Annotated in this window: 15 protein-coding genes; 7 read left to right on the plus strand and 8 right to left on the minus strand. The window is 63.3% G+C overall.

The window, feature by feature from the left end; genetic code table 11:
* Positions 1–46: 46 nt before the first annotated feature.
* Positions 47–649: a flavin reductase family protein gene (locus RE4_RS17900; RefSeq protein WP_060939082.1), complete on the plus strand. Its 603-nt coding sequence runs from the start codon at positions 47–49 to the stop codon at positions 647–649.
* A 58-nt stretch (positions 650–707) separates the two neighbouring features.
* The gene (locus tag RE4_RS17905; protein WP_020968957.1) at positions 708–1,535 is read left to right on the plus strand and encodes a siderophore-interacting protein; all 828 of its coding nucleotides are present in this window, start codon (positions 708–710) and stop codon (positions 1,533–1,535) included.
* 66 nt (positions 1,536–1,601) lie between these two features.
* Here RE4_RS17905 and RE4_RS17910 read toward each other — a convergent pair whose 3' ends face one another.
* Genes RE4_RS17910 through RE4_RS17920 form a run of 3 tightly spaced genes read right to left on the minus strand, consistent with a single transcriptional unit; the run spans position 1,602 to position 3,738 of the window.
* Positions 1,602–2,048 carry a DUF6918 family protein gene (locus RE4_RS17910; protein WP_003941973.1) on the minus strand — a complete coding sequence of 149 codons (447 nt, stop codon included), beginning with the start codon at positions 2,046–2,048 and terminating at the stop codon, positions 1,602–1,604.
* A 48-nt stretch (positions 2,049–2,096) separates the two neighbouring features.
* Positions 2,097–3,092: an o-succinylbenzoate synthase gene (locus RE4_RS17915; protein ID WP_060939061.1), complete on the minus strand. Its 996-nt coding sequence runs from the start codon at positions 3,090–3,092 to the stop codon at positions 2,097–2,099.
* Between the two features lies 1 nt (position 3,093).
* Positions 3,094–3,738, minus strand: a complete 645-nt coding sequence (locus tag RE4_RS17920) for a PaaI family thioesterase (protein WP_024487302.1) — start codon at positions 3,736–3,738, stop codon at positions 3,094–3,096.
* An 83-nt stretch (positions 3,739–3,821) separates the two neighbouring features.
* Here RE4_RS17920 and RE4_RS17925 point away from each other — a divergent pair, with 83 nt between their 5' ends.
* Both RE4_RS17925 and RE4_RS17930 read left to right on the plus strand, forming a co-directional pair.
* Positions 3,822–4,715, plus strand: a complete 894-nt coding sequence (locus RE4_RS17925; RefSeq protein WP_024487301.1) for a 1,4-dihydroxy-2-naphthoyl-CoA synthase — start codon at positions 3,822–3,824, stop codon at positions 4,713–4,715.
* Between the two features lie 28 nt (positions 4,716–4,743).
* On the plus strand, positions 4,744–5,133 hold the full coding sequence (locus RE4_RS17930; RefSeq protein ID WP_019744328.1) for a VOC family protein: 390 nt from the start codon (positions 4,744–4,746) through the stop codon (positions 5,131–5,133).
* An 80-nt stretch (positions 5,134–5,213) separates the two neighbouring features.
* Here the strand turns inward: RE4_RS17930 and RE4_RS17935 are convergent, their stop codons facing one another.
* The 5 genes from RE4_RS17935 to RE4_RS17955 are packed head-to-tail and all read right to left on the minus strand — an operon-like array spanning position 5,214 to position 10,809.
* Positions 5,214–5,573 (minus strand): hypothetical protein, encoded by a 360-nt coding sequence (locus RE4_RS17935; protein WP_003942018.1) that lies wholly within the window; start codon positions 5,571–5,573, stop codon positions 5,214–5,216.
* A 2-nt stretch (positions 5,574–5,575) separates the two neighbouring features.
* Complete coding sequence (locus RE4_RS17940; RefSeq protein WP_046378221.1) at positions 5,576–6,334, minus strand: ABC transporter ATP-binding protein; 759 nt, start codon at positions 6,332–6,334, stop codon at positions 5,576–5,578.
* Positions 6,331–7,074 carry an ABC transporter ATP-binding protein gene (locus RE4_RS17945; protein WP_007728482.1) on the minus strand — a complete coding sequence of 248 codons (744 nt, stop codon included), beginning with the start codon at positions 7,072–7,074 and terminating at the stop codon, positions 6,331–6,333. The genes RE4_RS17940 and RE4_RS17945 overlap by 4 nt, the downstream gene beginning before the upstream one ends.
* Entirely contained in the window at positions 7,067–9,325 is a 2,259-nt protein-coding gene (locus RE4_RS17950; RefSeq protein WP_046378220.1) for an ABC transporter permease, read from the minus strand. The genes RE4_RS17945 and RE4_RS17950 overlap by 8 nt, the downstream gene beginning before the upstream one ends.
* A 59-nt stretch (positions 9,326–9,384) precedes the next feature.
* Positions 9,385–10,809: an ABC transporter substrate-binding protein gene (locus RE4_RS17955; RefSeq protein ID WP_060939062.1), complete on the minus strand. Its 1,425-nt coding sequence runs from the start codon at positions 10,807–10,809 to the stop codon at positions 9,385–9,387.
* Between the two features lie 284 nt (positions 10,810–11,093).
* On the opposite strand from RE4_RS17955, the gene RE4_RS17960 reads away from it, so the two are divergent.
* From RE4_RS17960 to RE4_RS17970, 3 genes are read left to right on the plus strand one after another with little or no spacing between them, the layout of a single operon-like run.
* Entirely contained in the window at positions 11,094–12,293 is a 1,200-nt protein-coding gene (locus tag RE4_RS17960) for an inorganic phosphate transporter (protein WP_019744333.1), read from the plus strand.
* A gap of 15 nt (positions 12,294–12,308) precedes the next feature.
* Positions 12,309–12,572 carry a membrane protein gene (locus RE4_RS17965; protein WP_019744334.1) on the plus strand — a complete coding sequence of 88 codons (264 nt, stop codon included), beginning with the start codon at positions 12,309–12,311 and terminating at the stop codon, positions 12,570–12,572.
* Positions 12,573–12,626: 54 nt separating this feature from the next.
* Complete coding sequence (locus RE4_RS17970) at positions 12,627–12,962, plus strand: DUF3349 domain-containing protein (RefSeq protein WP_019744335.1); 336 nt, start codon at positions 12,627–12,629, stop codon at positions 12,960–12,962.
* Position 12,963 lies beyond the last annotated feature (1 nt).

A 12,963-nucleotide genomic window follows, 5' to 3' on the forward strand; every position in this document is an offset into this window, starting at 1 on the left:
CGGGTGCAAGCATGCCCAGGGGCGGGGACAGCGGCATTATGTGTGGGTGCGCACACTCTTCGATCCAGCCGAGCTCGAACCCCGCCGGTTCTATCAGTTACTCACCGCTTCGGTGGTCCCCCGGCCGATTGCCTGGGTGTCCACCCTGTCGGCGGACGGCGTCGGCAATCTGGCTCCGTACAGCTTTTTCACCGTGGCAAGTTCGGCGCCGCCGATCGTGCAGTTCACGTCGGTCGGACGCAAGGACAGTCTGCGCAACATCGAAGCGACCGGCGAATTCGTGATCAACCTGGCGACTGCCAGGCTTGCCGACGTGGTGAACCAGAGTTCCGCCTTCTACGACGCCGAGGCCGACGAATTTCTCGAGTTGAACATCCGTAGCGAACCGAGCGAGCGGGTTCGCCCCGTCCGGGTCGCCGACTCCCCGATCGCCATCGAATGCACGCTTCACCAGGTCATCGAGGTCGGTAATTCATTTGTCGTGATGGGAAATGTGGTCGCGGTCGCAGTACGTCCCGAGGCTGTCGCCGACGACGGGTTACCGGACTTCGCGGCAATCGCACCGATGAGCCGACTTGGCCGAGCGCAGTGGGGTCTTCCTCCCGAAGTCGTCGAAAAGGACAGACCCACCACTCCACACCGGCCGTAAATCAGGTTAGGGTTACCTGATTAGGTACGAGTAACAGCTAATCAGGGAGCAACCAGTCATGGCCAAGCGCGCCAAGTTCGTGAAACCGGCCTCACGCAGCATCGTGTCGGCGCAGGTCGTGGCGAACAAACGAATCAGCCCGAGCTTCATCCGAGTGACCATTGCCGGCGAAGAGCTGTCCACCATCGCACCGATGGGTGCCGATCAGTGGTTCCGCATGTTCATCCCGCAGGTCGGCCAGAGCGAACTCCGGTTGCCGAGCGCGGCAAGCAATCTCTGGTACGCGCAGTACCTGTTGATGTCCAAGGACACGCGACCGGTCGTGCGCAACTACACGATTCGCGCCTACCGTGCTGCCGGATCCGGTCTCTTCGGTGAGACCACGGAGATCGACATCGACTTCGCCTATCACGGCGACATCGGCCCGGCATCCGCGTGGGCGGACACCGCGTCGACCGGCGACAATGTCGCCCTCCTCGACGAAGGCTGCATCTACAACCCCACACCCGAGGCCAAGTGGCAACTGCTCGTCGGCGACGAGAGCGCACTTCCGGCGATCATCGGCATTCTGGAAACCGCGCCGGCAGACCTGCGTGCCGAGGTCTTCGTCGAGATTCCGAACATCGAAGACAAGCAAGACATTCCGGAGTTGGCGAACGTCAACGTGCATTGGCTCGTTCGCGAGGACGAACACGCAACGCCGGGTGTTCTGACCCTCGAGACCGTCCGCGCCGCCGAACTGCCCGAGGGGCCGTCCTACACGTTTGTCGCCGGCGAACAGGCACTCACCACCGGGCTGCGTCGGCATCTCGTGAACGACCGAAAGTTCGCCAAGACGGACATCACCTTCACCGGCTTCTGGCGCCACGGACATTCGGCTCACTGACAAACGAATGCAAAAAAACGAGCGGCCCGGGAGAAACTCCCGGGCCGCTCGTTGTCTTACGTTCGCTTATGCAGCGTGCTTCTGGATCACATCGCCCAGACGCGGCAGAGCTGCAGTCACATGCTTCTTGGCCGAACCGCGCAGCTTCGAGTACATCGACTTGACGACGGCCTTGTCGCTACCTTCGATACGCTCGTCCGTCACCTCGAGGAGGGAATCGGCAACCGCGTCACCGCGGGCGCTGATGAAATCGGCGAAGCTGCCTTCACCGGAAGCCGAGAATTCCTGCCAGTACGGCTCGAGCTTTGCCACGAAAGCCGGCAGAAGCGCGGTGACGGCGTCCGGCACGATGGACGGGCTCACCTTCTTGACCGCGCCGTAGCCACCCTTGAGAGCCAGCCCTGAGGCCCCCGACTTATCCGAAACCTCTGCGTCGATCAAGGTCTGCACGTCCGCGACGACCGCGGGAACCCGTGATTCCTCGAGCAGGGTTTCGTTCAGAGCTGCAACCACTTTCGATCCCTTCATTCTTCACTGATGTTCATCAGGTCGCGCCCGAGACTATACGAAATTCGGCAGGTCTCTACTGCCGAGTATCCGATGGCAGCGCCTGGCCCTCTCCAACCACCAGTCGCGCCGGTCCGCGGGCGCGGCCAGCGTCTCGAGCAGAACCGGATCAGGCTCGACGGCACCAACGGACAAAGCGCCGTCGACGGCTGCTCCGGTGACCGCGATATCCCGGACGAACAGGCCGCCCGTGCCGAGGCCGCAGGCAAACGGAAGCCTGGGCAAGGCTGCCGCGGCCGCCAGTCCCGCGGACATCCCCACAGCCGTGTCCAGCGCACTCGATACCACCACCGGCACCCCGTAGTCCGCCAGCTGCGCCGACAGCGCCACCACAGCACGCATTCCGCCCAGCGGGGGCACCTTCACGACGGCTACGTCCGCTCCCCCGGCTCGTACGACGCGCAACGGGTCCTCGGCACGGCGAATGCTCTCGTCTGCAGCGATCCGCACACCGGTCCCCGCGGCGCGGACGCTGACCAGTTCCTCGACGCTTGCACACGGCTGCTCCGCATATTCGAGTTCACCGTCTTCGGTGATCGCTCGCAAAGCCGTGATCGCCTCGTCCACACTCCACCCGCCGTTGGCGTCGACGCGCACGTTCGGGATGTGCCGACGCACCTCGTTCACCCGGGCGACGTCCTGCGCCAACGACTGCCCCTTCTCGGCGACCTTGACCTTGGCGGTCCGGGCCCCGGGGAAGCGCTCCAACAATTGCGGAACGGTAGAGGCGTCGATCGCCGGCACGGTGGCGTTGACGGGAACGGCGTGACGAAGCGCAGGCGGCGGACCCAGCCACGCCGCCTCGATCCCGGCGAGCAACCACTGCGACGCCTCGTCGTCGTCGTACTCGACGAACGGTGCGAATTCTCCCCACCCGGCCGGGCCACGAACGAGCAGAGCCTCACGAGTCGTGATGCCGCGAAAGCGAACTCGCATCGGCAGCGCGAGCACCACGGCGTCCGAGATCAGATCGTCGAACGAGGGGAACATCTCAGGGCTGTCCTGGAAGCAGTTCGATCATGAGCGCCTCACCGTCGGCGAGGAGCTTGCCGTCGAGGTCGGTCAGGCGTGCGCTGACAAAGGTCTTGCGACCCTCGACCCGATCCACCTTCCCTTCGATCACCAGTTGCGTGTTGAGCGGAGTGATCGCACGGTAGTTGATGTGGAGGTAGCCGGTCCGGGAAATCGGACGACCACCCGCGTGGACCGTCATCCCGAAGACGTCGTCGAACAGCAAGGGCAGGACGCCGCCGTGAGCGGCACCGTTGCCGCCCAGGTGGTAGCGGCGGAAGACGCCGGTACTGCGGACTCCTTCGGTGTCGAACTTCTCGACCATCCACGGGAGCATGAGGAGGCTGCCGCGTCCGGGCAGTTGGATGTTCGAGCCCGCGGGCGACTTGCCCTCCGGCACCTCGTACGGAGTCAACCGATCGGCAAGCTCCTCGGCCTGCGTAGCGATGTCAGCGAGTACGTCGTCGGGAACATTGGTCGAGACGGCAAGGTCCTGCAACCTGCGCATCGCTTCGACGAAGCGGCCGAAGTCCGGACCTGCAGGAGTGTGCCGGAACCGTGGAAATCCGCCCCGCTTCTCACCGTCTGTGACGATCTCCGTGCCGTCTGCGGTTTGTTCGCTCATGACCTGCACGTTAGCGCGCCCGGGAACGTGTTCTACCTCAGGCATCCGTTAGACACGCGAGGCGTGCCTCTATCGTGACTGAGGTGACCTTCAACCCGCAGCTCTGGCGCCCTGTTCCCGGATTCGAGAACCTCACCGACATCACGTACCACCGGCACGTCAGTCAAGGCACCGTTCGCGTCGCCTTCGACCGACCGGAAGTACGTAATGCGTTCCGCCCGCACACCGTCGACGAGTTGTACCGCGCGCTCGATCACGCCCGTATGACCTCCGACGTGGGAGCGGTCCTGCTCACCGGCAACGGACCGAGCGAGAAGGACGGCGGCTGGGCGTTCTGCTCGGGCGGAGACCAGCGCATCCGTGGCCGCAGTGGCTACCAGTACGCCGAAGGTGAAACGGCGGACACCGTCGACAAAGCACGCGCCGGACGCCTTCACATCCTCGAGGTCCAGCGCCTGATCCGCTTCATGCCGAAGGTCGTGATCTGCCTGGTCAACGGTTGGGCTGCGGGCGGCGGTCACAGCCTGCACGTGGTGTGCGACCTGACGCTCGCCAGCCGCGAGCACGCACGGTTCAAGCAGACCGACGCCGACGTCGGAAGCTTCGACGGCGGCTACGGCAGCGCCTATCTGGCAAAGATGGTGGGCCAGAAGTTCGCTCGCGAGATCTTCTTCCTGGGTGAGACGTACACCGCCGAGGAAATGCATCAGATGGGCGCGGTCAACAAGGTTGTCGACCACGCGGAACTCGAAAACGTCGCGATCGACTGGGCAGGCAAGATCAACGGCAAGTCGCCGCAGGCACAGCGGATGCTCAAGTACGCGTTCAACCTGCAGGACGACGGGTTGGTCGGCCAGCAGCTGTTCGCCGGTGAGGCAACACGTTTGGCGTACATGACCGACGAGGCCGTCGAGGGTCGCGACTCGTTCCTCGAAAAGCGTGATCCCGATTGGTCACCATATCCCTGGTACTTCTGAGACAGTAGGTGCGAGAGGGAGGTCGGACGTGGAGATTCTGAGTAGCCGTACGATATTGCGCCCGAGCGAGTACGAACGAACGCTGAGCTTCTACCGAGACACCCTCGGTCTGGCGATCGCTCGTGAATATCCCGGCGGCACAGTCTTCTTCGCCGGCCAAGGGCTGATCGAAGTCGCTGCGCACGGCGGCACCGGCGAAGGTGGCTTTCGCGGCGCGATCTGGCTGCAGGTCCGTGACCTCACTGCCGCTCAGACCGAACTGGTTCTCGCCGGAGTCAAGATCGCCCGCGAGGCCAGGCAAGAACCGTGGGGTCTGCACGAGATGTGGATCGCCGACCCGGACGGGACACCGATCGTGATGGTGCAGATCCCGGAGGACCATCCCATCCGACGCGATTCCCGGCCACCGTCCGCGTAGTCGAGACACCACTGTAGCCGAGCAGTGACAGATGCCCGCCACGACTTTCGTGGCGGGCATCTGTCGGTTCTTCGCAGAGATCAGTTGCGCGTGCTCAGCGCCTGAGAGATCTGATCTGTCTGGGCCTGACCCTCGAGCAGTTGGCGAACCAACCACAGCCGCAGCACCTTTGCCACCGATGCGGCCAGGAAGAGTGCGGCACCGACCACTGTCAGGGCGAGGAAAACCACGGTGAGGATCTGGTACGACACCAGATCCCGCAGGTCCGAGAGCGTCAGCGAAGAGATGTAGACGACGAAGGCGCCGACCACACCGACGACCATGAGCACCAGGCCGGCGATGCGCGTCGCAGCGTCGCCGCCTGCCTGCTTCTTGTCCAGCTTCAACTCTGCGATGTTCTTCTTGAATTCCTCACGGCGATCTTCGGCGAGAGTAGTCATCGTCATCCTCCTAGATAACTGGTAGAAAGTTCGTTTTCGATGTCGAGGGGATCGCCGGTCTTCACGACGCGTCCCTGCAACATGAGTGCGGCCGAGGTCGCGATGGGCAGCACCGCTCGTGCGAACTGCTCGGCGACGAGAATGGAAATGCCTTCGGCTGCAAGCGAGCCGACGACGTCGTACATCTGCGAGACGATTCGCGGTGCGAGACCCATCGACAGCTCGTCGAGCAGGAGCACCGTCGGGTGAGTGCCGAGCGCCCGTGACAGCGCCAGCATCTGCTGCTCGCCGCCGGACATCGATCCGGCCAACTGCCCGCGCCGCTCCCCCAGGATCGGGAACCTGCTGTACGCAACCTCTTCGAGTTCGGCCAACCCGACGCCCGTTCCCGTGGCGATCCACAGATTTTCGCGCACGGTCAGGTTTGCGAAGATCCCGCGCCCCTCGGGGATGGAGCAGACGCCCAGCCTCGCCAACTCCGAAGGCTCGACGCCGTTCACGACCTGGCCCGCGAGCCGGAACTCGCCGCGGGTGACCGGCAGGACGCCTGAGCAGATCTTGAGCGTCGACGTCTTGCCGCCGCCGTTGGGCCCGAGCAGCGCCACCACTGCGCCCGGTTCGAGTACCAGATCCACCCCGTGCAGAACCTCGATGGATCCGTAACCGGCACGGACACCGGACAGTTCGAGCAACGGTTCGGAGCGGTCGGGGCTGCGTATGCCCTCGTCGATTTTCGCCTTGCCAATTTTCGCTGAAGTCATACCGCCTCCTCCTCGGTCCCGATGTAGGCCGCGATCACTTCCGGATCCGTCCGGATCTTCTCCGGATCGCCCGAGGCGAGGACTGCGCCGTAGTCGAGCACGTGAATGGTCGAGCACACCTTCATCACCAGCGGAATGTCGTGCTCCACCAGACAGATTCCAAGTCCACCCGCCGCCAGCTCGGTGAGCATCTCGGCAAAGACCTCGGTTTCCTGCTCGGTCTGGCCCGAGGCCGGTTCGTCGAGCAGCAGCACTCGCGGGTCGGTCATGAGCGCCCGTGCAACTTCGACAACGCGGGCGCGTCCGGTGGGGATGTCCGCGACGTCCTTGTCCGCGACATCCGTCAGCCCGGTCAGCTCCAGCAGACGATCCGTCTCGCTGTCCACGTCGATCTTGTTGCGGCCGTTCGCCTTGTGGATGTCTCCGGCGACACGCAGGTTGTCACGCACCGACAGCGAGACGAACAGTTCGAGCCGCTGGAAGGTACGTGCAAGCCCGCGACCTGCCCGCTTGTGCGGCGGTAGCTTCGTCACGTCGACGCCGCCGAGGAACACCTGACCTGACGTGGGTTTCTGCAGCCCGGTGATGGTGTTGAAGAGCGTCGTCTTGCCCGCACCATTCGGTCCGATGAGTCCCGTCACGGTTCCGGGTTGCACGGTGAGCGAAACGTCCTTGACCGCGACGTGCCCACCGAAACGAACGCTCACACCGCGTGTTTCGAGAAGAGGTGTGTCAGACATGGGCGGTCAACTCCTTCGGCGAGCCGCCCTGGTACTGAGGAATCCCCAGTTCGCGGTCGATCTCGTCACGGATCTCGGGGCTGTACGGGACGTCGATCCCGACGTCTTCGGGAACGACTGTCGCCTTGGCTGCCAATTCTTCCGGAGTGAGAACCGCACGGGGCATGACCATCTCGCCGATCACGGGCAGCATGAACACCACCGCGATCGTGATGGATGCGAACCACCAGTTGCCGAGTACGCCGGTCAGAGCAAGGACGTAGGTCAGCAGAACGACTGCGGCGCCGCCGATCAGAACCGGCCTGGCATCGGTGAGCCGACGGTAGCCCTCGATCACGCTGTGCACGGTGCCACTGGGGTTCGCGCCGACACCGATGCCGATCAGGGCCGGGCTGACGGCCGCGATGTTGCCCAGCAGCAGCCACATTCCCTCCAACTCCGGTTGCGCCGAAGCCAGATTGGTGAACGAGACCATGATGACGGCAAAGCCGATTCCGGCCATGAGCCCACCGAACAGCGCGCCGGTGACGTATCCGATGCCCGCGACGACGGTCAGCATGAGCAGCGAGAGGCTGACCATGATGGCAAAGCTCTCGCCCGAGACGGAACCCATCGCGCTCGACATCAGAATGCCGCCGAGACCGGCGATCCCCGAAGAGATCATGAAGACGCTCAGCTTGAGCCGAACCAGGCTCTGGCCGAGCATGGCCGAACCGGCCGGGCTGTCCTTCATCGCAGCGAGACGGCGCCCGTAGCCGCTGTTACGCAACGCGATGACGCCGACGCCGAGTACCGAGAACAGCGCGGTCACGGTCATCAGGAACACCGTTTCGTCGCTCAGATCGAGCGGGCCGATCTTCAGCGGCGGGAGGGCGATGTTGCCGTCTTTGAACAGCGAATACTTCATGCCGAACATCTCGTGTTCGGTGGTGTCACGAAGGACCATGTTGGAGAGGAACACTCCGAATGCCATGGTCGCAAGCGCGAGATACAGCCCTCTGAGCCGCAGCGCCGGCAGGGCGACGAGGCCACCGATCACTGCGGTGACGAGGACTCCGACGACGATGCCCCACAGGTTGAGGTGCGCAGCCAACCCGGAACCTGAGATCCCGAAGTGGAAGGCCACGATGGTCGCGATAGCGCCGAAAGATACCGGCGCCAAGTTCAATTCACCCGCGTAGCCGGTGAGGAGTGTGAGCGAGAGTGCGATGATCGCGAAAGTCATTCCGATGGTCAGTGTCGTGACCGCCGACGTCACCATCAGCAGACGGATCAGGTACACGATGACGATCAGTGCCACGCCCCAGACGACGGCCTTGCGTACGCTCGGAACGTGGTACCGCTCGCGAGTGCGAGTGACCGCGCCGCGCAGGCGGTCCTGAGGTAGGACGATGAGTACGACGAACAGCGCGATCATCGGCAGGGAGACACGGAAATTCGACGTCCAACTCCAACTGGTCGGGAAGTACGCCAATACGTACGTACCGGCAAGCCCGAGAACCACGGCGCCGACAAACGTGCGTGGGATGCTGCGCAACCGGCCGAACATGGCCGCGGCAAACGCGTCGATCACCAAGAGCGTCAACATGTTCGCCTCGAGTGTGCCGCCACTGATCGGGGTGATCAGGATGCCGGCCAGGACTGCGAGCGTCGAACCCATCGCCCAGGACAGTGCCGCGAGACGCTCCGGATTGTGGCCGTTGAGGCGCAGTAGTTCCGGATCGTCGACGACGCCGCGCATCGCAACACCGGCACGGGTGCGCGTGAATAGAATACGCAGACCGACGGCGATAGCGATCGCAACGAGGATGCAGATCAGCTCGTGGTAGCGGATGCTCGCGCCGAACACCGTGATCTTGGACTGGTCACCGAAGAACATCTGCATCGTTCGGGCGGTCTCGGGATGCCAGAACCAGTGCGAGATCGAGAGCATTCCGAGCAGGATCGATACCGTCACAACGATTTTGGTGACCTCGGCGGTATCGCGTAGCCCCTTCATGATCAGGACGTAGAGGCCGAGACCCATCAGCGGACCGACCAGGACCAACGAGATCAGCAAGGCGACAACCGTGGGAAGTTCCCAGCCGTAGCGCAACTGCCAGTAGATGAACGCACCGAGCATTGCCTGTGCACCGTGCGCGAAGTTGAAGATGCCTGACGTGTTGTACGTGAGCACCAGCCCGGAGGCGGCGATCGCGTACACCGACCCCAGGACCAGGCCCAGGATCGTGAAAGTGACAAAAGTGTTCATGGCTGAACCCTCGTTAGGGACTCGGCGGCGGTTGGCGCTCGCCGCCCGAGTCGGAAGAATCAGGACTGCGGCTTGATGACGTTGGCGTTCTGGTACTTCGTCGAGACGCGGTCAGCGCCGAGCTCGGTTCCCCAGGTGCTCTTGTCGGTCGCGACGAGGTACTTGGGGTCGCACTTGAATTCGCCCGCGGTGGACGGGAACGCCTGCGAGTAGGTACTGCCCTTCAGCGAGGTCATGAGTCCGCAGGTGGCCGGCATGTTCTTGCCGGGATCGGTGGCGGCATGCAATCCGCCGCCGTCCCACTCGTGAATGTTCGAGAGTTCGTCGACCATGCACTGACGCGTCAGATCGCTGCCGCACTCGTCCGCGGCGGCCGCCCACAGCAGGAACGACGACGCCGCCTGCATACCGAGAAGCGCAGTCTTGCCACCCTGCTCGGAAACCAGATCCACGTACTTCTTCACTGCAGGCACCTTGTCCGCGTTCTCGAGCATCTGGAAGGTCATGCCCGCGTTGAGGTTGTCGAGCAGTCCGGTGTCCTTGTTCCAATCGGAGACGGTCGCGCCGTACCAGGTGGCTTCACCGAAGAAGATGGGATCGATCCCGACCTGGTCGAGGGCCTTCACGAAGTTCAGCTCCGACGGGCTTGCCGATCGTGACGTCCAGATTCCCTTCGCACCGCACTCCTTGTACTTCTCGGCAAACGGCACGTAGCTCGATTCGCCCTCGTAGTTGAGTGTGACGCCGCAATCCTTGAGCTTGAAGCCCGCTGCCTCGGCGATCGAACGAATCTTCGTGGTGGAGCTGATGATCGTGGGCATCGTGCTGTTGACGACGTCGAAGTCGTTCACCAGATCGGGATGCATCTCGGCCATCTGGAACCACTGCGAACCGTTCGCGTAGTCGACGGGGAACGGAACTCCCTGGAACGTCATGGGTCCGTTCGCGGCGTCCGGCGAGACGGTGAAGCCTGGCACTGACACCAGGTTGCACGCGACACGCGTCTGCTCGGCGGTCTGATCCATCGCGAAGCCGTAGCCGACCATCATGAACTGACTCGCGCACGCTTCCTGCATGACCGAGTTGGCCTGCGTCATCGCGGCGTCGTAGTCGGTACCGACAACCTTGCGGCCGTTGATACCGCCTTGATCGTTGCACCACGAGATGAGCGCGTTCACCGCATCGCTCATTTCCTTGTTCAACCCGGGAGATTTCACGTACCCGCGGTCGTCACCGAACCCGATCTTGATCTCGGTGTCGCTGACGCCTTGATCGGTTGCGCCGGTGGCATCGCCTTCGCCGCACGGCGAATCGAGGGTGCCGAACTTCGCGTCGGATGTGCTCGACGCAAGATCGGCGCTGGCGCCTGATCCGCCGACAGCGACGGCGTAGGGATCGTCACCACGATTCGATGCGCAGGCTGATGCCAGAACGGCGGTCGCTGCGAGTGCCACGATCAGCTTCGTGGACTTGTTGGGCTTCACGGTCGGAGCTCTCCTTCTCACTGACAGACACCGAGATACAGAGGTGAAACCCCTGCTCCGGTGCGCTCGGTGCCCGTAGGTAATCAGCGTTTAAAACGGTCCGAATGTGCCTTCCCGGTGAGTGAGACCAAAAAGTGAGGTCCCACACAGGGTTCGGATTTCGTGGCGCTGAACACATCGCGAACGGCAGCGCCGCAGCCCACGCGCGGGGACGTACTCCACGGAGGCCCTGTTCGCATCCCGTTCGCTGTACTTTTACGCGTTCGATACGCACAATTCACGTTGTGACCGCAGAGCTCGTAATCCTCCTGGTGGTAGTTGTCACCGCCCTCGCGTTCGATTTCACGAATGGTTTTCACGACACGGGTAACGCAATGGCCACATCCATCGCGACCGGTGCACTCAAGCCCAAAGTTGCGGTCACACTTTCCGCGATCCTGAACCTGGTCGGTGCGTTCCTGTCCGTCGAGGTCGCCGCGACGGTAGCCAAAGGTGTCGTCAACCTCGGCGCGGTCAGTGGGCAGGATCTGCTGCTGATCGTGTTCGCCGGTCTTGTCGGCGGAATCATCTGGAACCTGGCGACCTGGCTTCTCGGATTGCCGTCGAGCTCCTCGCACGCGCTGTTCGGCGGATTGATCGGCGCCGCGATCGCCTCCATCGGTATGGGCGGAGTCGAGTGGGGCGGAGTGCTGACCAAGGTCGTCGTCCCCGCGATCCTCGCGCCGGTCGTCGCTGCTCTGGTCGCGGGCGTCGGCACCAAGCTCGTGTACCGCATCACCGCATCCGTCAAGGAAGACGAGCGCGAGCGCGGTTTCCGTTTCGGCCAGATCGGCACCGCCTCCCTGATCTCACTTGCACACGGCACCAACGACGCCCAGAAGACGATGGGCGTCATCTTTTTGGCCCTGGTCGCTCACGGCACCATCACCGCCGAGACCGAGATGCCGTTCTGGGTGAAATTCACCTGTGCCGTCGCGATCGCCCTCGGCACCTACCTCGGCGGTTGGCGCATCATCCGCACCCTGGGCAAGGGTCTTGTCGAGATTGCCGCGCCGCAGGGTCTGGCAGCCGAAGCGTCGTCCGCCGCCATCATCCTCACGTCGAGCCACCTCGGACTCCCCCTCTCGACCACCCACGTCGCCACCGGCTCGATCCTCGGTACGGGTATCGGTCGCAAGGGCGCCGAGGTCCGTTGGGGTGTCGCCGGCCGGATGGCCGCAGCCTGGCTGATCACATTGCCGTCGGCTGCCGTCGTCGGAGCTATCTGCTGGGCTCTTGCGCATCTGGTCGGCGGACTCGCCGGCGTGCTCGTCGTCTTCGCCGCGCTCATCGCCTTCGCGATCTTCATGTACATACGCTCGCGTAAGGAACCCGTGGACGCGGCGAACGTCACCGCCGAATGGGACGAGAATTCAGATGCGGCAATTGCCGAGATCCCGGCAGCCGAACCCACGCCGTCCACCGAAGCCACCCGCAACTCCTGAAAGGGGCGCAAGAGAATGCATCTACTCACCGATACCCTCGATTCGCTCTGGCAGGTAGTGGCAGTAGGACTGCTCTTCGGAGCGGGACTGCCGGCGATCTTCGCATTCGGCCTCAAGTCGCTGAGCCTGCCGAATCCCGACGGCACCGAAGGACCGACCACCCTGGGTAAAATGGGTGCGTACCTCTGTTTTGCGATCGTGCTCGTCACGATCTTCGCCGGAATTCTGTTGTTGATGAAGAACTTCTTGGCCAGCACGTTCGGAATCCACGTCTTCTGAGTGGTCGTCGCGGCACACCACTGAAACCACCGAAACGAAAATGAGGCCGAGGATTTGAGCAAGTATTCATTGCGCAGCGTGCTCGACTGGCTACGCGCCGGGTACCCCGAGGGCATCCCGGACAAGGATCATTTCGCCCTGCTCGCGGTTCTCCGTCGACGTCTGACCGACGAGGAGATCGAGCAGGTCGTTTCGATGTCCATCGAGTCCGCGCACGAGGTACCGGACCGCCACGTCGACTACGACACGATTCGCGCCATCATCGAGGGGATCCTCAACGAGGAGCCGTCCGAGGACGACGTCGATCGTGTCACCGAAAGACTGCGCGCAGGTGGGTGGCCGGTTATCGAAGACGTGGACGCCGACAACGAAGTTCGAGATGTGAGCTGAC

It is taken from the genome of Rhodococcus erythropolis NBRC 15567 (assembly GCF_001552595.1).
Taxonomy (GTDB): domain Bacteria; phylum Actinomycetota; class Actinomycetes; order Mycobacteriales; family Mycobacteriaceae; genus Rhodococcus_F; species Rhodococcus_F erythropolis.

Bases quoted from the DNA above. Each gene is read 5' to 3' on its own strand.
- RE4_RS17935 (WP_003942018.1), bottom strand. From the start codon at position 5,573: ATGACTACTCTCGCCGAAGATCGCCGTGAGGAATTCAAGAAGAACATC.
- RE4_RS17920 (WP_024487302.1), bottom strand. From the start codon at position 3,738: ATGAGCGAACAAACCGCAGACGGCACGGAGATCGTCACAGACGGTGAG.
- RE4_RS17945 (WP_007728482.1), bottom strand. From the start codon at position 7,074: ATGTCTGACACACCTCTTCTCGAAACACGCGGTGTGAGCGTTCGTTTC.
- RE4_RS17965 (WP_019744334.1), top strand. From the start codon at position 12,309: ATGCATCTACTCACCGATACCCTCGATTCGCTCTGGCAGGTAGTGGCA.
- RE4_RS17915 (WP_060939061.1), bottom strand. From the start codon at position 3,092: ATGTTCCCCTCGTTCGACGATCTGATCTCGGACGCCGTGGTGCTCGCG.
- RE4_RS17940 (WP_046378221.1), bottom strand. From the start codon at position 6,334: ATGACTTCAGCGAAAATTGGCAAGGCGAAAATCGACGAGGGCATACGC.
- RE4_RS17905 (WP_020968957.1), top strand. From the start codon at position 708: ATGGCCAAGCGCGCCAAGTTCGTGAAACCGGCCTCACGCAGCATCGTG.
- RE4_RS17950 (WP_046378220.1), bottom strand. From the start codon at position 9,325: ATGAACACTTTTGTCACTTTCACGATCCTGGGCCTGGTCCTGGGGTCG.